The sequence below is a fragment of the Marinobacter sp. 1_MG-2023 genome, from assembly GCF_030549045.1.
Lineage (GTDB): Bacteria > Pseudomonadota > Gammaproteobacteria > Pseudomonadales > Oleiphilaceae > Marinobacter.
In genome coordinates, this window is the sequence record NZ_JAUOST010000010.1 from 55,063 (window position 1) to 75,751 (window position 20,689).

Genomic DNA, 20,689 nt, shown 5'->3' on the forward strand with positions numbered 1-20,689 from the left:
CTAATAGCCGGCTTACGGGCCGGCTACCCAAATTCTAACGCTGCCAAACCAGGGGTAGCCATCCAGATGGCTCCGGACATTTTCTGATGTGAATATCGTTCCGGGATCCTGCTCGTCCAGGAAAATCTCCAGGTGCAGCTTGTTCCTGAGGTAATGAAGCCTTAGACGGCTGCGCTGGGGTATTTCTCCAAGTTGTTCTGCAATGATTCTCCCCACTTCCGCCCGCGAGGGTAGGCTTTCAGTTTCCGGGAAATGGTCTTCGTCCTTTTCTGCGTCAATATGAAAGTTTATGTCGCGGATATTTTCTAGTGCCTTACGCATGCCTATCACCACTTGCATGCCAATCTGGTGCCCTTCCGATACGCTGATTTCCGGCCGCACGACGAGGTGAATATCGAGAAGAATATCGTGTCCCATGCGGCGGCTGCGCAGCTCATGAACATTGAGAACACCATCGGTATCGCGGGCTATGGTTTTCAACATTTCGGTATCGTCCGGCGATAGCCCGGTGTCCACCAACTCCTGAACGCTGTCCCAGGTGAATTCCCAGCCAATGTGGGTAATGATGACGGCAATGGCTACAGCTGCCAGTACGTCTAGCCACAGAAAACCCAGCATGGCACCTGCCGTTGAGATCAGAACTACCACGGAGGAGAATGCGTCAGTACGACTGTGCCAGGCATTGGCGATAATAAGGTCTGAGCGTATGGCTTGCCCGATATGACGGGTGTAACGAAATATCCACTCCTTGCTCACAACCGAAATGGCGGCAGCAACAAGCACCGGCCATTCGGGAACGTTGTTAATATCGCCTTCTATCAGTCTAAGAGTATTTTCCCAGGCCACTGCGGCGCCTACTGCAATGAGAATGCTGCCAAGCACCAGAGTGCCAAAGGTTTCAATGCGTTGGTGACCGTAGGGGTGATTGTCATCCGGTTCCTGGCGTGACAGTTTCATTACACCCAGAACGACTAGATCGGAAACGACATCGGTGAACGAATGTATACCGTCAACGAGGAGAGCCTGAGAATGGAATAGGGTGCCGCCAATAACTTTAATGATTCCGAGAAAGGCATCAAGAACCATTCCTATAATGGTTACCCGCGAGGCTGCTTTCATTTCCACAGCGAGAGTTTCACGGTTGCGTTGGGCCGGGGAGTCGGGTTGTTGCATTTAAAAACTCCGGGTCAAAATGGCGAAAGCCAGTATAACCTTATTGCTTGTGGTGTTGTGAGCTATTGGACGAGCTCTCTCAAGGTAGTTTTCGGCGCTTATGCGCCCGATTTATGCACATTGCAACATTATTTCGCATTAGTGACTGTTTGCTTAAACTTTCTTTTTTTAAAGCTTGATTCTTTTAACTTGTTGAAAAACATGCAAAAATAAACTGATCAAAAAATGATCAATTTGTAGATTGGCGCAGATAACAAGGGGTAGGCAAGGTTGCCCCGCGATTTTCAACAGGGTTATCCACAGATTCCGTGGACAAGCACCCGCGACCTTAAAGATACAGCTGTTTAGCTGCGTTTTTTTGCATGACCGGGCCGCTGTGGAAAACTTCCGGTATACTCGCGCACACGTTTTATAGGAGAGTTTTCAGATGTACGGCGTTATTCGAAACCTGCTTTTCCGGCTATCACCCGAACAGGCCCATTCCGTTGCATTGAATGGTCTGGATCTGGCGCATCGGTTGGGCGTGTTAGGCGCCTTTTCACCGAAAACCCATGCGCTGCCAGTAAATGTTATGGGGCTGGATTTCCCCAACCCGGTAGGGCTTGCCGCAGGACTGGATAAAAATGCAGATCATCTGGATGCCTTGGGCGCCCTCGGCTTCGGTTTTATAGAGGTTGGAACCGTTACGCCGCTCGCCCAGCCTGGGAACCCGAAACCCCGTATGTTCCGGTTGCCAGAACATCAAGCCATTATTAATCGTATGGGGTTCAACAACGAAGGCCTGGCACACATGCTGGAGCGTGTGGATAAACGTAACTACCGCGGAATTCTGGGTATCAATGTTGGCAAGAACAAAGACACGCCCAATGAGAAGGCTGAATCGGACTATAGAAAAGGGATTTCGGCCGTATACACCCGTGCCGACTACATCACGGTTAATGTGTCATCGCCCAATACCCCTGGTTTGCGGGATCTTCAGTTTGGTGACTCTCTGAAAAGCCTGCTCCACGCCATCAAGGATGAGCAGCTGAAGTGTCAGAACAAGTTTGGGCAATATGTCCCCGTTGCCGTTAAAATTGCCCCGGATATGGACGATGATGGCATCCGGTTCGTCGCCTCAGCTTTGAGAGAGGCCGGGCTCGATGGTGTTATTGCCACGAATACCACCATAAGCCGTGATGCGGTTGCCGGCCACGTTCATGCTGCGGAGGCAGGGGGGCTGAGTGGAGCTCCGGTTCGGGAGGCATCTCTGAGAGTTATCCAGGGGCTATACGCTGAGCTTGGTGACGAGCTGCCCATTATTGGTGTGGGCGGTATTACGGACGGTGAGAGTGCGGCTGAAAAGATTCGTGCGGGCGCGAAGCTGGTTCAGTTGTATACGGGCTTTATTTATCGTGGGCCGGAACTGATTAATGAAACCGTAGAGGCGATCCGCAAGCTCAGGTAGTTTTTCAGGGGCTTTAAAACCGTGGTGATTAAACGAGTAAGGGCCCGCATGGCGGGCCCTTACGGAGCCTTAGCCCCAACTTGCGTACTAAAAGATCAGATTAAGATATCGGGGGTTTCGGCAAACATCACGCTGTCGTGACGTTTGCCAGCCTATGAATACCGGAGACGCCGGTCATGCCTTCCCATTGATCTGTGCGGCCTTCACGCCAGCCATTCAACCATTCCTGGCGAACTTCAGCCTGTTCGAGCGGACAGCTGTCTTTGGATTTGCCGGACACGCCAGCGAGGTAACCCCGCTTGAATGCACGAGCATACATGTCTCTTTTCTGTCTTTTCATGCCGTTCCTCACTAATGGATTAACAGAACAAGCGTGTACACTTCTACCATGGCTACGGAGTGTGGCATTCCCTCAGGGACAACCCACTATTGTAAGCTCCAGCCAGAGCAGTCAGGATCCTGTTAACGGGAGAACTTACTCCTCCCGAACGACGCGTCATCTACAAGGTAAGCTTAACCTTAAGTAGAAGTACACAATCGTTTTGATCTTAATAAATGTTTTTGTAGATCGATAAGCGATAAAAAAAATTACCCAAAACCTATGACCGCTGCTATTACCGGTACTTACCGGAAATCGCCAAAGAACCTGGAGTTGAACTTGTCCAAATCTGTCTTTTTTGTAACCTGCCCAAAGGGTGTTGAATACCTTCTGGCGGACGAGCTCACCACGTTTGGTCTTGGGCTGGTGAGAAATGCGCCTGCTGGTGCATGGGTAGAGGGGCCGCTGGAGGCCGGATACCGGGCTTGTCTCTGGTCTCGCCTGGCAAACCGGGTAATCCTCCATATTGATGAAGTCGCGGCCACCAATGCCGATGAACTCTACGATGGTGTGGTTCATCTTGACTGGCAGCAGCATATTTCGGTGGATGGGAGTTTTCGCGTCAATTTCATTGGTGAGAACGAGGCGATCCGTAACACCCAGTTCGGTGCCCAACGCGTAAAAGACGGTATTGTGGATCGTTTCACCATGAGCGGCGGAAAGCGCCCTGCGGTAGAAGCAAAGATGCCGGATGTAACCGTATCGGCACGGCTACATCGTGGCCGCCTTTCATTGGGTATTGATATCAGTGGCCACAGTTTGCATCAACGTGGCTACCGCACAGAGCAGGGGCTGGCGCCCTTGAAGGAGAACCTTGCGGCGGCTTTGTTGCTGCGTGCAGGTTGGCCTGAGCTTGCAGCCGCAGGCGGCGATTTTGTCGATCCTATGTGCGGTTCTGGCACCCTGGTCATAGAAGCCGCCTTGATGGCGTTGGATATCGCCCCGGGTCGTCGTCAGGAGCGCTTTGGCTTCGAGAAATGGCTTGGGCACCAACCTGAAACCTGGCTTGCCCTGCGCCAGGAGGCCGAAAGACGCGCCTACGAAGGGAAGCAAGGCATAGTACCCAGGTTTCTTGGATTTGATCAGGACAGCAGGGTTATTTCCACCGCACGTAATAATGCCCAGAGAGCTGGCCTTGAGGGGCTGGTTGAGTTCCAGGCTCAACCAATTGAAGAGCTTTCGCTGGGAGACGACCGGTCGAAAACCGGTCTGGTACTTGTGAATCCTCCTTATGGTGAGCGGCTCAGCGACAGGGCGGCTCTTGCAAGTCTGTATGAGTCACTGGGTGATGCAGTAAAAAAAGCAGCATCAGGCTGGCAGCTTGGCGTGTTTACCGGCGCGCCCGAATTCGGCAAATCCATTGGCTTGCGAAGCTTTAAACAGTACAAACTTTTTAACGGCAAGCTGCCGGCGCAACTTTTGCTGTTTACCATAGACGAAGCCAGTGTGCGCACGCCCCGAGAGCCCTCAGCGCCGGGTGAGGTATCACCCCGGATTGCGAACGAGGAGCGCGCAGCCATGCTGCGCAACCGGCTTAAGAAAAATATGAAATCCATCGGCCAGTGGGCGCGAAAACAGCAGATTGGCTGCTATCGACTGTACGATGCGGATATGCCCGAGTACGCGATTGCGATTGATATCTACGAGGATTGGGTGCATGTGCAGGAATATGCCGCCCCCAAGTCGGTTGATGAGCGTTCGGCGCGGGAGCGTCTGGCTGAGGCCCTGGCCGTTATTCCCGAAGCCCTGGGCATCGAGCCGGATCGGATGATCTGCAAGCACAGGCAGCGCCAGACAGGTATCAGTCAGTATGAAAAGCAGGACGTCAGCGGCGAATTCTTCCAGGTACATGAGCATGGCTGCATCCTGAAGGTAAATCTCAAAGATTATCTGGACACCGGCCTGTTCCTGGACCATCGCCCAGTGCGCCACTGGATCCAGAAGAACGCCAGGGGTAAGCGTTTTCTGAACCTCTTCTGTTATACCGGCGCCGCAACTGTCCATGCGGTTGTTGGTGGTGCCAGCCGTTCCTTGAGCCTGGACCTGTCGAACACGTATGTGGGTTGGGCACAGGATAATCTGGCGCTGAACAAGGCTGATCCCCGCAAACATAAAGTAGAGCAGACAGATTGTCTGGCGTGGCTCGCTGCCAGGCCGGCTCCGGATCAGCTGTATGACCTGATTTTCATGGATCCGCCCACCTTCTCCAACTCCGCCCGTATGACGGGAGTGCTGGACGTACAGAAAGATCACGCAAAGCTGATCCGTCAGGCAATGGCCAGACTGAGCTCGGATGGTTTGTTAATTTTTTCCAACAACTTCCGGCGCTTCAAGCTTGATGAGGAGCTGGCCTCGGAGTTTGAAGTGGAAGAAGTGAGCGCCAGCACCCTCGATAAGGATTTTCAGCGGAACGCCCGGATTCACCGGTGCTGGCATATCCGAAAAAATGCATAACAATAATGCTTAAATCAGGCCTGGGGCCCGTTAGAACTCGTATTTGAGCCCGGCGGAAAACTGAAAGGTATTGGCATCGGTGCTGGTATCTTCAAACAGTTTTCCGCCTTCAAGCACCAGATAGGTGTCGCTCATAACTTTGACATCCAGCCCGAGCACCCAGCTAATGCTGAAGCTGCTGTCCGGGAAATCGCCTTCCAGATCCTGGAATTGGGCGTTCTGATTTTCATCGGTATTTTCGAGTTCGGCTGTACCGTGAATGAAAGAGAATCCTGCCTGGCCGTAAACGTTGGCATAGTCCGTAACAGGGTAGTGCAGGCCAATATACCAGCTGGCAAAGTAGTCGACAGAAAGGGTGAGGTCGCTACTTGGCACTTCAGCGTCTCTGAGGCCACCCCCTGCGCGCAGCTCTGCATGGAACATATCATTGATGTGGCTGCCTGCAATCAGCGTTCCACCGCTTCCCGTGGCTTGCTCATTAGAAGCAGAGCCTATCGAGCGGAAGTTGAACGCCGTTGCCAGTAGGCCTATGTAATGCTTGTCTGCACGGGGCGTTTCCTCAGTTTCCTGGGCCAGAGCAGCCTGGGCGGAAAGCAGACAAGCAGGCACCAGTGTGAGTAATCGGTGCGATCGCACAACCTTGTTCATTGTTATCGGGATTCCTGACGTGAGCGGTTACGGGCTGAGTCTGCCTTGTGTAACCGTTTGTTACGTCGACCCGTGTCACACTTCCCTGTGTCGGTTCACTTGAGCTATCAGTCCTGGTTGAACAGGCCAGCTTCCTGGGCCATCAACAACAAAGCGTAAACACCGTTTTCGGGTAGCTGGGGTTCGAGACCTTCTTCAAAAAGCAACTCACGGCGGCGATCTTCCAGCACTTCATTGCTCATGCCGGTGATCAGCTCGCTGATGGGCCCTATTTCAAACGGAGCGTCTTGTTCCAGAGCGCCGAAAATCATATCCATCAGAATTTCGTCCGGATCGATGCCGTCAACGTATATCGTCTGGTCGGTCAGGTCCTGGTGTAGCTCCTGAATAAGCTCCAGCAAAGGCACACCCTGTTCCTCAAGGTAGGGGATATCCAGGTCGCCAAAGTCGCCATCTTCAGGCAGCCACTCTTCTGCAGGAGCAATGACTACAGTTTTCATCTGGCCGTCTTCCAGCGACCAGGCGATGGCAGTCGGGAACAGGGCGTCGTCAGTCTGGCAATATTCGATGTCCAGGAACTTTGGTGCAGGCATGTCAGTCTCCGTGTTGTGGGTGGCAGATAGAAGCTGCAGAATTTGTGGCCCGGGCGGGTAAGTTCTGTTGCTTCGGTATGAGGCGCTCAGGCTTCATGACATACTATGGCAATAACTATCATTCTATCAGGGACATCATGGAACACGCTGAATTCAACAAAGATTTGCTGAAGTTTCTGAACGCATCACCCACGCCCTGGCATGCTGTGGCCACCATGAAGCAGCAGCTGGATGCAGCCGGCTTCGAAGAGCTGGATGAGAAAAACGACTGGACCCTTGCTCAGAACCGCAGCTATTACGTATTGCGAAACGGGTCATCCATCGTCGCTTTCCGCACCGGCACCCGAGATGCCGCCGCGTCGGGTATACGCATGGTCGGTGCGCACACAGACAGCCCATGCTTGAAGGTAAAACCCAACCCGGAGCTGCGCCGCAAAGGCTATTTCCAACTTGGGGTCGAGGTATACGGTGGTGTCCTGATGAACCCCTGGTTCGACCGGGATCTTTCGCTGGCGGGGAGAGTGACCTTTCTCGACGAGCATAACAAGGTCACTGACACCCTGGTTGATTTCCAGAAGCCTGTCGCCTTCATCCCCAGCCTGGCAATTCATCTGGATAGAGAAGCCAACAGCAATCGCACGGTAAATGCCCAGACGGACCTGCCGCCGGTTCTGATGCAGGCACCGCAAGACGATGCGACCAGCTTTAACGATCTTCTGAGCGAGCAAATTGACAGGGAATCCGGTGTCGGGGTTCGTAAGGTACTTGGCTATGAACTGGGTTTTTATGATGCTCAGGAAGCCGGGTACGTGGGGCTGCGCGATGAATTTATTGCATCGGCACGGCTGGATAACCTGTTGAGTTGTTACATCGGGCTGCAGGCGCTGCTGAACACGTCTGGCGATGAAGCAGCATTGTTGGTGTGTAACGATCATGAGGAAGTGGGAAGTGTGTCTTCCGAAGGCGCCCAAGGGCCGTTTCTCACCGCGGTTCTCGATCGCTGGTGTGGCTCAGGCAAGGCAAAGGCCCTTGCCCGCTCCATGATGATCTCCGCAGATAATGCGCATGGCGTGCACCCGAACTACATGGACAAACACGATGAAAACCATGGCCCCATTCTGAATAAGGGCCCGGTTATCAAAGTGAACCACAATCAGCGTTATGCCACTAACAGCCGCTCGGCCGCGGTTTACCGGCATATCAGTGATGAACTGGGGTTGCCGCACCAGACCTTCGTGGTGCGCAGTGATATGGGGTGCGGCAGCACAATCGGGCCCTTGACGGCAGCAAATCTGGGTGTGACAACGCTGGATATTGGCGTACCACAGTTCGGTATGCATTCCATACGTGAACTGATCGGAAATGAAGATGGCTTTACATTGTTCCGCGTGCTGACAGAGTTCATGCAGCGTGAGCAGGTTTTCTGAGGGTCGCTTTACAAGTCCCGAAACGAAAAATGCCGCTACTTCACAAGAAGCAGCGGCATTTCGGAATAAGTGGCTCCCCGAGCTGGGCTCGAACCAGCGACAAACGGATTAACAGTCCGTTGCTCTACCAACTGAGCTATCGGGGAACAGCATCAAGTCGGGCGGCATATTAAGCGCTTTGAATTAGCCGGTCAACCCCCTGATATAAAAGGTCAAAATTTGTACTGCAGTATGGCTCATCAATATCGTCCTCCTCCCTGGTTACGCAGCGGGCATATTCAGTCTGTATGGCCGGCGTTGTTTCGCAAGGTTCGAGTGGAGAATCCTGAATCGGAAGTGCTTCCAACGCCCGATAACGATGAGCTACACCTGGACTGGCATCGCCAGGGTAGCAGTCGTTTGGCCATTGTTTCCCACGGTCTGGAAGGCCATAGTCGGCGGCCTTATGTGCTAGGGCTGACGCGGGCCTTGTTAGCAGAAGGTTGGGATGTACTGGCCTGGAATTTCCGCTCCTGTGGCGGCGTTATGAACCTGCAGCCGCGGTTTTATCACAGCGGGGCTACTGAAGATCTCCGTCAGGTTGTGGATCATGGCCTGGCCCAAGGTTACAGCACCGTGTTTTTATCTGGCTTCAGTATGGGAGGGAACCTGACACTGCTGTATCTCGGTGAACAGGGCGAGCGGGTTGACAGTAGAATCTGTGGCGCAGTGACCTACTCAGTACCCTGCGATCTGGCGGGTAGTGCGGATATGCTGGCCCTGCCCAGCCGGAAAATTTATATGCAGAGGTTTTTGAGAGATCTTCGGGTAAAAATGGACGAAAAGGCACGAAAATTTCCCGATCTTATCGATATTTCCGATTTTGACGCGATTCATAGTTTTCATGAATTTGATGATCGTTACACTGCGCCGCTGCACGGGTTCAAATCCGCCCCTGATTATTGGGCTCAATGTTCTGCCTCAGGCCGGCTAAAAGATATCCGGGTTCCGTCTTTGATGGTGAACGCAGCGGACGATCCGTTTTTGTCGCAAAAGTGCTTTCCGGAATCCCGGGCTGTGCTCGGAGCCCATGTACGCCTGGACGCGCCAAAATGGGGTGGCCATGTCGGGTTTGTAGAACTCGGCAATGACGGGTACTACTGGTCTGAACGCAGGGCTCTCGCCTTTCTTCAGGGTGTGGCGTGATTCCGCGCTACTCAAGTAAGGGTTCGAGTGCTGGCCACACATTCTCAAGCAGTTTGGGCTGGGCTTCTTCCGTAGGATGAATGCCATCACCCTGCATCAGGTTCGCCTGGTCATAGATTCCGTCAAGAAAGAAGGGAACCAGAGCGGTGCTATAGCTGTCTGATAGCGCTGGAAAGATGTCGGCAAACATCTGAGTGTAGCGTTGGCCATAGTTCGGGGGTATCTGCATACCAACCAGAATGGCGCGGGCACCGGAGTTTTGAACGTTTTCAACCATCGACGCAAGATTGGACTTGATCACGTTAGGGGGGAAGCCGCGAAGGCCGTCGTTACCACCCAGCTCGATGATGACCACCGAGGGGTTATTCTTCTCAAGCAAATCGGGCAGCCGGCGAGCGCCTCCGTCCGTAGTTTCGCCGCTTATACTGGCATTTACCACATCCCAGTGGCTCAAGCCGTTGCCTTGCAGACGCTGGCGCAGAAGTTGTACCCAGGCGGTCTCTGAAGGTACGCCGTAGGCGGCACTGAGGCTGTCACCTACAACCAGAAGTGTTTGCTGGCCAGCCATCAAAGGCATGGCAAAGAATGCCACCAGAAGGAATGTGATTGATCTGACGTACAGCAACACCGTATGCATAGAAGATCCGTATACCTTGATAAATGAACGTGTTTTTTCCGGGAGCCCCGTTAGCAAGATGCAGACTATAAACCCTGATAGCCAGCGCGCAATGCTGCGAGTTGAAAACCTGACCCATCGCGTAAGCCTGGAAACAGATACGCTCACGATATTGAAGGGGGTCAGTCTTGAAATCAATCGGGGAGAATCCGTAGCCATTGTTGGCCGCTCCGGTTCCGGCAAAACCACACTGTTGGGTTTGCTCGCCGGCCTCGACACACCGACCGAAGGCACCGTTGAACTTGACGGATCCATCATCAGCGGCCTGAGCGAAGATGAACGGGCCAAATTGCGTGCCCACCGGGTCGGGTTTGTATTCCAGTCTTTCCAGCTGCTTCCGGCGTTGACTGCATTGGAAAACGTTATGTTACCGCTGGAGCTTGCGGGCCTGGATGCGCCGGAAAAGCGTGCACATGAGCTCCTTGAGCGAGTGGGGTTGGGCGAGCGGGTCAGCCACACGCCAAGGCAGCTTTCCGGCGGTGAGCAGCAACGGGTTGCCATTGCGCGTGCGTTTGCTTCTGACCCGGTGATTCTGTTTGCCGACGAGCCCACCGGTAACCTGGATAACCGAACGGGCCAGGAAATCTCGGATCTGTTGATGGCGTTAAATCAGGAGCAGGGCACCACTTTGGTGATGGTCACTCACGATGAACAGTTGGCCGCTCGCTGTGGCCGGCAGTTTCATATTGAGGCCGGCGAGCTGACCGAGCCAGTTAAAGAAATGGAGCTTGCTGACTGATGGCTGCTGCAAAAAAGCTGATGTCAGTGCGCCGGGACTGGCGAGAGCGTGATGTGCGTGTGGTACTTGCGGCGCTTATTATTGCCGTAGCCACGGTTGCTACCATTGCCCTGTTCGCCAGCCAGTTACAACGCACCCTGGTATCTTCTGCCAGCTCCTTCCTGGCGGCAGACCGACAACTGGAAGCTGAAAACGGGCGCCCCGTACCCGAGCAATGGATTACAGAAGCTGCGGAACGTGGGCTGGAAACTGGTCGCATGGTGGAGTTCTCTACCATGGTATTTGGCAGCGATGCTTTCCAGCTTGTTTCGATCAAGGCCGTCAGCAATGAGTATCCATTGCGCGGTGAACTGGAAATTCAAGGTGCATCCGAGGGCTCCCGGATACAGGTGCAAAGCGGGCCAGAGCCGGGTGAAGTCTGGATTAATCCCAGGTTGCTACGGTTGCTGGATCTCCAGATTGGCGAAACGCTCGAAGTAGGAAGCCTGAACCTGACTGTGTCCGGCTTGTTGCTGCGTGAGCCAGACGGCGGCTTTAGTCTCTCCGCACTCGCTCCCCGGGTCATGATGCATGTGGATGACGTGGCTTCTACCGGAGTTCTCCAGGAAGGAAGCCGGGTGGAATACGTTTACCTGTTTGCAGGCGAGGAGGCGGCCCTTGAGGGTTATTACCAATGGCTTCAGCCGCAACTTGAACCCAGTCACGAGTGGGAAGGCGTTCGCGATGGCGAAACATTTTCACGATCTCTCGATCGGGCTGAAAGTTTCCTGCTTCTGGGGGGTAGCCTGGCGGTCCTCCTGGCTGCTGTAGCGGTCGCTGTTGCGAGCCGACAGTACGCGCTTTCTCAGCGCGATACTGTGGCTCTTCTCAAAACCCTGGGTCTGGGCAGTGCCGGGATCGGCCGGCTCTATCTGAAGCGGCTGGCGCTCTGGGGAGTGACCGGCATGATCGGGGGCCTTCTGGTTGCCGTGCCGTTGTTCTGGCTGCTCACTCAGCTGCTGGGCCAGGCCCTGGACCGGCCAGTTGAGTTTCAGCTGGATTCGTCCGCGCTTGCCCCGGCACTCCTCACAGCGGTGGTTTCTCTGTTTGCCTTTGCCTACCCGCCCATTCGGCGACTCCGGAACGTTCCGGCAATGCGCGTCTTGCGCAGCCAGCCTGGTGAGACAGGTCGGGAAGCTCTGCCGGATATGCTGATCGCCATAGTAGCTGTGTTCGGCCTGGTGTGGATGTACGCCGGTGATCTGTCACTGGTTGTTTCCTTGCTTGGTGGTCTGGCATTGCTGCTCGGAGCCCTGGCACTGTTGGGCGGTGTTCTTGTTGCAGCCCTCCGGAAGGTTCGCGGTGGAGGGCAATCATGGCGCCTGGCTTTGGTCGGGCTGTATCGACATCGCCGTGCCAGCCTCTCGCAAATTGCTGTATTTGCCATGACGCTCATGTTGGCGACAACGCTGATTCTGGTGCGAACCTCATTGCTGGACGACTGGCAGGCTCAACTACCGGATGACGCCCCCAACCACTTTCTGATCAACATTTCCCCGGATGCGGTGGATGAGGTTGCGGGTTACTGGGAAGAGCGCGGTCAGCCCTTGGATCAGCTTTACCCCATGGTGCGAGGCCGTTTGACAGAATTGAACGGGCAGCCGGTCAAACAAGTGGTGAGTAAAGACCAGCGGGTAGGGGCTCTGAACCGGGAACTGAACCTGACCTGGATGCCCTCGCTTCCGGCTGACAACGAAATTGTAGAAGGCCAATGGTTTCAGGAGGGTCAAACCAAGGGTGTATCCGTAGAGTCAGAGCTGGCCGGCAAGCTTGGCCTTGTGTTGGGTGATGAGCTTACGTTTACCATAGGTTCTGACAAGGTCACTGAAACCGTCACAAGTATCCGCACGGTTCAGTGGGACAGCATGAAACCCAACTTCTACATGGCGTTTCCACCGGAAGGCGGTCTCACCAATATGCCTGCCACCTGGATAACCAGCTTCTATCTGCCCAGAGATCGCAAAAGCGAGCTGAATGAATTCTCCCGGCGCTTCCCGACCGTGTCGTTATTGGAAATCGACAACGTTATTGAGCGTATACAGGAGATTGTCCGACAGGTTACCCAGGCTATAGAAGCGATTCTTGTACTGATATTGGCCGCGGCCTTGGTCGTAATGGCAGCGGTTGTCAGCGCCACGCTCCAGGATCGCCAGAGGGAAGGCGCACTTTTGCGCACACTTGGCGGTCGGCAGAGATTGTTGGTAAGAAGCACCATGCTGGAGTTTGCTCTGCTCGGCGGTTTTGCCGGGATTCTCGGCGTAGCAGCAGCGGAGGCCGCGGTATGGGCTTTGCAGTTCCGGATGTTCGAGGGTGCTTTCAGCTGGCATTGGCAGGTTGTGCTACCCATACCTGTGATCAGTGCTGTGGTTCTGGCGCTGTTCGGTCGCTGGCAATTGAGGCCAGTGTTGAGTGTATCGCCTATGCTTCTGCTGAGGCGCCTCGAGTAGAACAGAAGTCGCGGTCGGTAAGCGGCGGTGGCCGCTTACCGATAGTTCGCCAGGATGGCGTCGAGCTCTCCATTCTCACGCATACGCGTAAGTTCCGCATTGAAATCTTTGACGAAAGAGTGGTTCTCTTTGCGTAGCATTATCCGGAAGCCATAGGAATTCAGGCTTCCGGAAGATACCGTAAAATGTTCCCGCAACCCTTCGTTTCTCAGTATCCATTTACCCACGAGTACATCGGCCACAGCGGCGTCAAAACGATCGCCGTGGAGCAAAAAGTTAAACATGTCCTTTTCCCCTGGAACGTCAAAACGCTTTATGGCGCCGGATTCGAAATATGGCTCAAGTTCGGGGTACAGATATCCCAGCGGCGCGACGACCGTTTTGGAAAAAAGGTCCTCCGGTGAATGGTATGTTTCGCCTTTGTGTTTGGGTGTAAAGAACACTTCCTGAATATGGACCACGGGATCGGTAAAAAGAAAGTTTTTTGGCTCGTGCGTCCATTCTATGGCCCGTGGTGTGCCATCTATGTAGCCATCCAGCAACATCTGGTCGACACGTTTACGGGGAATTTTTCTCGCGACAGTTTCGTACCCTATGCGTTCGGAAATCAGCGATACCACATCCCACATTATCCCCGAAGGCGCTTCCTGATCCACAATCATGTAGGGCGGGTAGCCATTGGGTGAGATATTGAAGTGGAAAATTTTCCGGTCGCTTTCGCCAGCTGCGCTGGTGCTCAGCAGAAAGGAAAAGAGGAAAAAGGCGGAGGCAAAACGTCTTGAGTAGGTTTTAAGCTCTGGATAATCTGAATGCTTCATCAAGAGGGGCTCTCTGCGGGCTGCGGGCAATGTTGTCAGTGAACGAACTGACCCGGCTATATCCCTGCCAGAAACACGGTTGATGTTACCCGATTGCCCGACAATTTCAATGTTAAGAGCGTAACCTGTGGTTGTTCAGGTACAGAGCCCGGCTTGCCGCCGAGCCCTGTTTCGAGGGGTAGACAGATCAGGCCCAGGCGCGTTGCAGCACGGCGCGGGCATCCTTGAGTGTCACTTCTTTCGGATTGAACATGATGGAGCCATCGTCGAGCGCCATTTCCGCGATATGATCCAGTTGATCCTCGGTCACTTTGCCTGTTTCTTTCAGTGTTCGGGGCAGCTGGCAACGTTTGTACAGCGCGTCCCGCAACTTGCGCAGCGCAGAAATGCTGGCTTCTGCACGGCGGCTGGCTGGCGTGTCGGCATATACCTCCGGCCCTTCAAGATACAACAACAACTCGCCTAGTGGCTGGCGGATGGTCTCCAGGTTGTACTCGAGCACATAAGGCAGATACAGGCTCATGCACAGGCCATGGGGCAGATGGCAGATGGCGCCAGTAGCGTGGCCAAGGGAGTGCACCAGCCCAACCATGGAGTTGGAGAAGGCAATGCCGGCCATGGTGGATGCCTGGGCCAGTTCGAGCCTGCCGTCGCTATCTTTTGGGTTATCCATAACCTGCAAGAGCGACTGGCTTACTTTCTTGATGGCTGCTGTAGCGTAGGCATCGCTCAGCGGGTTCTTTGCCATGCAGGTGAAGGACTCGACCGAATGAGTCATGGCATCCATGGCTGTTGCCGCAGTAATGTGAGGTGGCAACGTCATCGTCATACGCGGGTCGATAATCGCCGCGTTGGGCAGCAGGAACGATGAAGTGAAGGGTAGTTTTACGCCTTTTGTCTCATCTGTAATCACCGCAATCGAGGTAACTTCCGAACCGGTTCCTGCTGTGGTAGGCACAACAAAAAACGGCTTGAGCGGATGCTTGATTACACCGGCGCCTGAGTATTTTGCGATGTCTGTGCCGCCCTCGGAAACCAGAATGTTGACTGCTTTACCTGTGTCGATAGCGGAGCCACCACCAATCGCAATGATGGAGTCACATTTTTCCTTGCGATAAACGGCAGCAATGTCACGAACTACAGTGGTTGAGGAGTCTGGTGGCACATCATCATAAATGCAGACGATGTCCAGATTGCTTTCTTCGCAGGCTGCAATCACGGGGTCGAGCAGGCCGGCGGCACGAACGCCCTTGTCAGTCACGATCATCGGTCGCTTGGCACCCAATCCGCTCAGCTCGTAGGGGATATGCTCAAGGGCGGCTTTGCCGGCAATAACCTTTACCGGGCAGAAGAACTCATAGTAAGTGTTGGTCATTATGCTCTCGCTGACTGGACAAAGTGGGTGGCAACCTTCAGGTAGATCCGGGCGGCACTGGTCAGTTTTTCTGGCAGGTGAAGGTCTACCGGGTATTCTTTTACAGCGCGCTTGGCAATGATCTTGGGAAGAATGAAAGACTCAAGTCTATTGAGCACGCGGGTCATACGCACCGCGTAGCTCACATCTCCGTCTACCAGCATGCGATCATGGGCAAATGCGACCGACGTCTTTTCCTGGAACGATAGCACCAGAAAGGCGTGAGTAAGGTGTTTGAACTTGATCGATACGTCTACAGGTCGGGGAGCGGTGTCGCCGTGGTAGTGGAAGCGGCCTTCACCCATGTGCTCCACGATCAGCTTTGAGCCATCGGGCATCACCATCATTTCAAACAGGAAGCCTTCAGGAAGCGCTTTCGCTTCTGTCTGCACCACGCTATCAACCTCACTGACAGCTTGAAGAGCTCGCCCCATAACCTGGAACATCAGCTCCACATATAAGCGCTTTGCCTGCGAAGCCATAGGCTGGATACGTTTCGTTAACATGTCCTTCACCTGAATTTGATTGTTATGAGCTGATTTTTAGAGTTATTGCTCTAGAAGTCAATGTTCCTGATGCCGGCAGCACAATAAACGCCGCTTTACTGGGTAAGGGCGGCCAGCTTGCGACGCGCTTCCTCTGCTATTTCGCCGCTGGATTCCGCGGCTTTGCTGTAGTAGGCGATAGCTTCATCGCGGTTGTTTTCCTTCACTGCAATATCGCCCAGGCGTAAAAACGCAATGGACGTAGGCACAACCTGATTGGCCTGGATCAGGTTCTCCCGTGCCTTGTCCAGATTATTGAGTTTGAGCGCGCTCAAACCGTTGTGTAGCCGGTACGCAAACATTTCGGGATACAGCGAAACCGCTTTGTCGAAATCGGCTGAGGCTTTGTCATGATTGTTTTGTTCCTGGTAGATACGACCACGCAGGGAGAAAAACATGGCTTCCCTTGGTAACAGATCAATCGCTTCATTGACCTTTTTGAGGGCTGCATCCATGTCGCCATCAGAAGCCAGTTTCATGGCCTCGTCGTGGGCGTCGTAGGCGGGTTGGAGCTGGCGGAGGGTTGCGGTTTTCTTCTGGTAGACGTCAGCGCCCCGATAGCCTCCGCCGCCGATCTTGCTCACCAGCTCACTGTTCTCCTGAACACGTCGGGCGGAGGGTGGGTGCGTGGCGAACAGACCATCAACAAAGCTCGTGTTCTGGCCCTGGGAGAGTTCGAGAAAGATTTCCTGCAACTCCACTGCGGCTTGTGGGTCGTAGCCGGCTTCTTTCATATATCGAATGCCGTAATGATCCGACTCCAGTTCATCACCCTGGCTGTATTGCGCCAATGCCAATTGTGCCCCCATTGCAGCTCCTCCCATAAGCAGTCCAGCCCACTCATTATCGGAAAGTGCAAACCCTAAACCGGCAACACCGACACTGATCAGCATGCTTTGTTGCATGCGCTGAATACTGTGGCTTGCTGCTGCGTGAACAATTTCGTGGCCAAGCACGGAAGCCAGTTGAGCTTCATCATCAAACTTGGTCAGCAGCCCACGGTTGATGGCAATCTTGCCCCCGGGTAGGGCCCATGCGTTAGGCACGCTGCTGTTCAGCACTACAAATTCGTAGGGCAGGTCGGGGCGATCGCTGACCCGCGCCAGCTTCTGACCAACCTCACTCACGTAAAGCGTAAGCTCAGGATCAATGTAGAATTGCCCGCCCTGAGTCTGCTGAGTGGGCGTATACTGCTCGGCGCCGATGGCGAGCTCCTGGCTCTCTCCAATCAGAGAAAGTTGCCTCTCGCCGGTTACCGGGTTTACAGAACACCCCGTAAGCAGCAGCATAAGCGTTATGACTGGAATACAGCGATGCAAGGCAGTGTTTTTCACTCTCGACTCCTGTGATTGAATTCCTGAAAGCTATAATTACACGGCTGCTGCCGGCTTTAAACACCGGCGCTCCGGAACCAACACCCGAACTACAGGCTTGTTCCGAATGGACAATCAAATCCGAACCGACCGGGTTACCCGGTTCATCGAAACACTCAACCAGGCCAAAGAGCTTGGCTTGTCGGTTACCGAAACCACCGACTGCAGCCTGACCCTGTGCCTGCCATACAATGACCGGATCATCGGCAACCCGGACACCGGCGTAATTCATGGCGGCGCTATAACAACGTTGATGGACACCACATCCGGCTCGGTCCTGCTCTGCGCCCTCGACGTGTTCGAACTTTGCCCCACGCTGGACCTGCGGGTTGATTACATGCGTCCGGCCGAACCACACAAGCCCGTGTATGCCCGCGCGGAAGTCTACAAAATTACCCGCAACATCATCTTTACCCGTTGTGAAGCCTATCAGGAAGGCGGCGAAACCGTTGCAAATTGCGTTGGAACTTTCATGCGCATCGGCCCTGACGCACTGCCAAAAGCCTACCGCGAAAAAATCACCGGAGGCCCGGTATGACAGATCCGGAAATCTTGCGCTATACCCGTGAAAGCGGTGACTTTTCCAAATTGATCACCAGCATTCCCTATGCAACCTTTATTGGCTTGCAGTGCAGCCAGTTTGGCGACGACCTGATATTCCGTCTACCTGCCAAAGACCAGAATCTCGGCAACCCGGTGCTGCCCGCCATTCACGGCGGCGTCATCGGTGGCTTTATGGAGCTTTCGGCGGCGATATACCTGATGCTGGCTCAGGAAACCATTCGCATGCCCCGTATTGTCAATTTCTCCCTCGACTATCTCCGCGCAGGCCTCGACCGCGAGACCTACGCCGAGTGCAAGTTAACCCGCCAGGGAAATCGCGTCGCCAACGTAATGATCACCGCCTGGCAGCAATCCCGTTCCAAGCCGATTTCCACTGCACGAGCGCACTTCCTGCTGGAAGACTGACTGAGTTGGCATGCAGGGCTTGAAATGCCTCGGTAAGCCCCCACTTTTCCAGCATGACTAATTCCGAAGTCGGATGACGCGGGAGCTCCTTCGCTCACGCGTCCCCCCACATGTTCCATGCAGGAGAGACAAATAAAATGACTGTTGAATCGCAGAAAGAAACTCTGGGTTTTCAGACCGAAGTTAAGCAACTACTTCAACTGATGATTCATTCGCTGTACTCAAACAAAGAAATCTTCCTTCGTGAGCTAATTTCAAACGCCTCCGATGCCGAAGATAAATTGCGATTTGCCGCACTCAAAGATGACGGCCTTTACGAAGGCGACTCCGACCTGCAAATTCGCCTCGAGTTCGACAAAGAAGCCAATACTATCACTTTGGCCGACAACGGCATCGGCATGACCCGTGAGGATGTTGTCCAGAATCTGGGTACCATCGCGCGTTCCGGCACTGCAGAGTTTCTTCAGCAGCTTTCCGGCGACGAAAAGAAAGACAGCAAGCTGATTGGTCAGTTTGGTGTAGGTTTCTACTCTGCTTTTATTGTTGCCGACAAGGTTGATGTATTCACTCGCCGTGCAGGCGCGCCGGTAGAAGAGGGCGTGCACTGGCAATCAGCCGGTGACGGCGAATTTACCATTGAGCAGGTCGCTCGCGAAAAGCGCGGTACAGAGATTGTTATTCACCTGAAGCCGGATGCCACAGAATTTGCCGATGGCTTCCGCCTGCGCAACCTGGTGAAAAAGTATTCCGATCACATCTCCTTCCCGGTGGTCATGAAATCCGAGCCCACAGAAGAGGGTGAAGAGGTAAAAGACGAAACCGTTAACGATGCAACCGCACTGTGGACTCTGCCCCGTACCGAGATCAAAGACGAGGAATATAAAGAGTTCTACAAGCACATAGCGCATGATTTTGAAGACCCGCTGACCTGGTCTCACAACAAGGTTGAAGGCAAGCTCGACTACACCAGCCTGCTGTATATTCCGGCTCGCGCGCCATTTGATATGTATAACCGCGAGGCACCTCGCGGGCTGAAGCTCTATGTGCAGCGTGTGTTTATCATGGACGACGCTGAGCAGTTTTTGCCGCTGTACCTGCGTTTCGCGAAGGGCGTGGTGGATTCCAACGATCTGTCGCTGAACGTTTCCCGAGAGATCCTGCAGAACGACGCCACGGTAGACAGCATCCGTACCGCGCTTACCAAGCGAGTACTGGATATGCTTGCAAAACTGTCCAAGAAAGATTCTGACGAGTACCAGAAATTCTGGGGTGAGTTTGGCACTGTGCTGAAGGAAGGTCCTGCCGAGGATTTCAGTAACCGCGAGAAGATCGCCGGCCTGCTGCGTTTCGCTTCCACCCATTCAGGTGACAGCACCCAGAACGTATCTCTTGACCAGTACATCGAGCGGATGAAAGAAGGTCAGAACAAGATCTACTACATCACGGCTGATAACTTCATGGCCGCCAAGAGCAGCCCGCACCTGGAAGTATTCCGCAAGAAAGGTATTGAAGTACTGATCCTCTCCGATCGTATCGACGAGTGGATGATGGGCTATCTGACCGAATATGACGGCAAATCCCTACAGGACGTTGCCCGTGGCGATCTTGATCTCGGTGAAGTAGAAACCGAGGAAGACAAGAAGCACAAGGAAGAAGCTGCTGAGGAACATAAAGATCTTCTGGAGCGCATCAAAACAGCACTTACCGATCGGGTTCAGGAAGTGCGGGTAACCAATCGCCTGACTGATTCACCGGCGTGCCTGGTAACCGGCGACTTTGATATGGGCGCCCAGATGAAGAAGATCATGGAAGCGGCGGGCCAGAAAGTTCCTGACAGCAAACCGATCTTTGAAATCAATGTGGATCACCCATTGGTTCAGCGCCTTGAAAGCGAGAAGGGCGACGAGCGCTTCGGGGAGCTTTCTGCTGTTCTGCTGGACCAGGCCACACTGGCCAGCGGCGAACAGCTGCAAGACCCGGGTGCTTACGTAACCCGTCTGAACCGTCTGTTGCTGGAATTGGCTAACTAAGCCTTATGCACCAGATTATTGTGGACATAAGCATCAGCCCTGATGAGTGGATAAAGCTCTATCAGGGCGTTGCTACCGATGTTCACACCCGAGCCCGGGACGGACGCTCTGTTCGTTTCCCGGCTCGTATTCTCTCCAGATTTTATCTCCAGGACGGTGTGCGGGGCAGCTTCCGTATTCTGTTCGACGATTCCGGCAAGTTCTCCTCCATCGAAAGATTCTGATTCATTCCGCTTTTCTGTCGCGCTGATCGATAAATAAAAGCTTTCACATTCGTACTTTTAATTAATTGTTTCTCTTGTTATCTGAAGGGTTAACCTGAGTCCGTGGTAC

At 53.9% G+C, this 20,689-nt stretch carries 19 protein-coding genes and 1 tRNA gene; 10 read left to right on the forward strand and 10 right to left on the reverse strand.

From position 1 onward, the window contains the following. Positions 1–12 precede the first annotated feature (12 nt). The gene (locus Q4606_RS17540; protein ID WP_303608278.1) at positions 13–1,173 is read right to left on the reverse strand and encodes a cation diffusion facilitator family transporter; all 1,161 of its coding nucleotides are present in this window, start codon (positions 1,171–1,173) and stop codon (positions 13–15) included. A gap of 427 nt (positions 1,174–1,600) precedes the next feature. Here Q4606_RS17540 and Q4606_RS17545 point away from each other — a divergent pair, with 427 nt between their 5' ends. After that, positions 1,601–2,620 (forward strand): quinone-dependent dihydroorotate dehydrogenase, encoded by a 1,020-nt coding sequence (locus tag Q4606_RS17545; protein WP_303608279.1) that lies wholly within the window; start codon positions 1,601–1,603, stop codon positions 2,618–2,620. Positions 2,621–2,747: 127 nt separating this feature from the next. On the opposite strand, the gene rmf is transcribed toward Q4606_RS17545, so the two are convergent. Beyond that, the gene (gene rmf / locus Q4606_RS17550; RefSeq protein WP_048494371.1) at positions 2,748–2,960 is read right to left on the reverse strand and encodes a ribosome modulation factor; all 213 of its coding nucleotides are present in this window, start codon (positions 2,958–2,960) and stop codon (positions 2,748–2,750) included. A gap of 318 nt (positions 2,961–3,278) precedes the next feature. Between rmf and rlmKL the strand changes: the two genes are divergently transcribed. Beyond that, positions 3,279–5,453: a bifunctional 23S rRNA (guanine(2069)-N(7))-methyltransferase RlmK/23S rRNA (guanine(2445)-N(2))-methyltransferase RlmL gene (gene rlmKL, locus Q4606_RS17555; RefSeq protein WP_303608280.1), complete on the forward strand. Its 2,175-nt coding sequence runs from the start codon at positions 3,279–3,281 to the stop codon at positions 5,451–5,453. Positions 5,454–5,483: 30 nt separating this feature from the next. On the opposite strand, the gene Q4606_RS17560 is transcribed toward rlmKL, so the two are convergent. Together Q4606_RS17560 and Q4606_RS17565 are read right to left on the reverse strand one after the other, a co-directional pair. Then, complete coding sequence (locus tag Q4606_RS17560; RefSeq protein WP_303608281.1) at positions 5,484–6,101, reverse strand: outer membrane beta-barrel protein; 618 nt, start codon at positions 6,099–6,101, stop codon at positions 5,484–5,486. Between the two features lie 107 nt (positions 6,102–6,208). Next, positions 6,209–6,694 carry a hypothetical protein gene (locus tag Q4606_RS17565; protein ID WP_303595582.1) on the reverse strand — a complete coding sequence of 162 codons (486 nt, stop codon included), beginning with the start codon at positions 6,692–6,694 and terminating at the stop codon, positions 6,209–6,211. A gap of 137 nt (positions 6,695–6,831) precedes the next feature. Between Q4606_RS17565 and Q4606_RS17570 the strand changes: the two genes are divergently transcribed. Continuing rightward, positions 6,832–8,121 carry a M18 family aminopeptidase gene (locus tag Q4606_RS17570; protein ID WP_303608310.1) on the forward strand — a complete coding sequence of 430 codons (1,290 nt, stop codon included), beginning with the start codon at positions 6,832–6,834 and terminating at the stop codon, positions 8,119–8,121. 70 nt (positions 8,122–8,191) lie between these two features. Here the strand turns inward: Q4606_RS17570 and Q4606_RS17575 are convergent. Next, positions 8,192–8,267 (reverse strand) — tRNA-Asn (locus Q4606_RS17575). An 85-nt stretch (positions 8,268–8,352) separates the two neighbouring features. Between Q4606_RS17575 and Q4606_RS17580 the strand changes: the two genes are divergently transcribed. Then, entirely contained in the window at positions 8,353–9,306 is a 954-nt protein-coding gene (locus tag Q4606_RS17580; protein WP_303608282.1) for a YheT family hydrolase, read from the forward strand. A gap of 7 nt (positions 9,307–9,313) precedes the next feature. Here Q4606_RS17580 and Q4606_RS17585 read toward each other — a convergent pair whose 3' ends face one another. After that, the gene (locus tag Q4606_RS17585; RefSeq protein WP_303595586.1) at positions 9,314–9,943 is read right to left on the reverse strand and encodes an arylesterase; all 630 of its coding nucleotides are present in this window, start codon (positions 9,941–9,943) and stop codon (positions 9,314–9,316) included. A 58-nt stretch (positions 9,944–10,001) separates the two neighbouring features. Here Q4606_RS17585 and Q4606_RS17590 point away from each other — a divergent pair, with 58 nt between their 5' ends. Together Q4606_RS17590 and Q4606_RS17595 are read left to right on the forward strand one after the other, a co-directional pair. Beyond that, positions 10,002–10,721 carry an ABC transporter ATP-binding protein gene (locus Q4606_RS17590; protein ID WP_303595588.1) on the forward strand — a complete coding sequence of 240 codons (720 nt, stop codon included), beginning with the start codon at positions 10,002–10,004 and terminating at the stop codon, positions 10,719–10,721. Next, positions 10,721–13,207: an ABC transporter permease gene (locus Q4606_RS17595; RefSeq protein ID WP_303608283.1), complete on the forward strand. Its 2,487-nt coding sequence runs from the start codon at positions 10,721–10,723 to the stop codon at positions 13,205–13,207. Before Q4606_RS17590 ends, Q4606_RS17595 begins: the two co-directional genes overlap by 1 nt. 35 nt (positions 13,208–13,242) lie before the next feature. Here the strand turns inward: Q4606_RS17595 and Q4606_RS17600 are convergent, their stop codons facing one another. The 4 genes from Q4606_RS17600 to Q4606_RS17615 all read right to left on the reverse strand — a co-directional run bounded on the left by Q4606_RS17600 (position 13,243) and on the right by Q4606_RS17615 (position 17,273). After that, a complete protein-coding gene (locus tag Q4606_RS17600; RefSeq protein WP_303608284.1) occupies positions 13,243–14,025 on the reverse strand; it encodes an ABC transporter substrate-binding protein in 783 nt (260 codons plus the stop codon). Positions 14,026–14,212: 187 nt separating this feature from the next. Continuing rightward, entirely contained in the window at positions 14,213–15,400 is a 1,188-nt protein-coding gene (locus Q4606_RS17605; protein ID WP_303595593.1) for an iron-containing alcohol dehydrogenase, read from the reverse strand. After that, positions 15,400–15,945, reverse strand: coding sequence for a hypothetical protein (locus Q4606_RS17610; protein ID WP_303595595.1), 546 nt, complete (start codon positions 15,943–15,945; stop codon positions 15,400–15,402). Before Q4606_RS17610 ends, Q4606_RS17605 begins: the two co-directional genes overlap by 1 nt. 95 nt (positions 15,946–16,040) lie before the next feature. Beyond that, entirely contained in the window at positions 16,041–17,273 is a 1,233-nt protein-coding gene (locus Q4606_RS17615) for a M48 family metalloprotease (protein ID WP_303608311.1), read from the reverse strand. Between the two features lie 151 nt (positions 17,274–17,424). Between Q4606_RS17615 and Q4606_RS17620 the strand changes: the two genes are divergently transcribed. The 4 genes from Q4606_RS17620 (at position 17,425) to Q4606_RS17635 (ending at position 20,580) form a co-directional block, all read left to right on the forward strand. After that, complete coding sequence (locus Q4606_RS17620) at positions 17,425–17,895, forward strand: PaaI family thioesterase (protein WP_303595596.1); 471 nt, start codon at positions 17,425–17,427, stop codon at positions 17,893–17,895. Next, positions 17,892–18,326, forward strand: a complete 435-nt coding sequence (locus tag Q4606_RS17625) for a PaaI family thioesterase (protein ID WP_303608285.1) — start codon at positions 17,892–17,894, stop codon at positions 18,324–18,326. Before Q4606_RS17620 ends, Q4606_RS17625 begins: the two co-directional genes overlap by 4 nt. Before the next feature lie 137 nt (positions 18,327–18,463). Then, positions 18,464–20,356, forward strand: coding sequence for a molecular chaperone HtpG (htpG, locus tag Q4606_RS17630; RefSeq protein WP_303608286.1), 1,893 nt, complete (start codon positions 18,464–18,466; stop codon positions 20,354–20,356). 5 nt (positions 20,357–20,361) lie between these two features. After that, positions 20,362–20,580 carry a DUF2835 domain-containing protein gene (locus tag Q4606_RS17635; protein ID WP_303595600.1) on the forward strand — a complete coding sequence of 73 codons (219 nt, stop codon included), beginning with the start codon at positions 20,362–20,364 and terminating at the stop codon, positions 20,578–20,580. Positions 20,581–20,689: the final 109 nt, after the last annotated feature.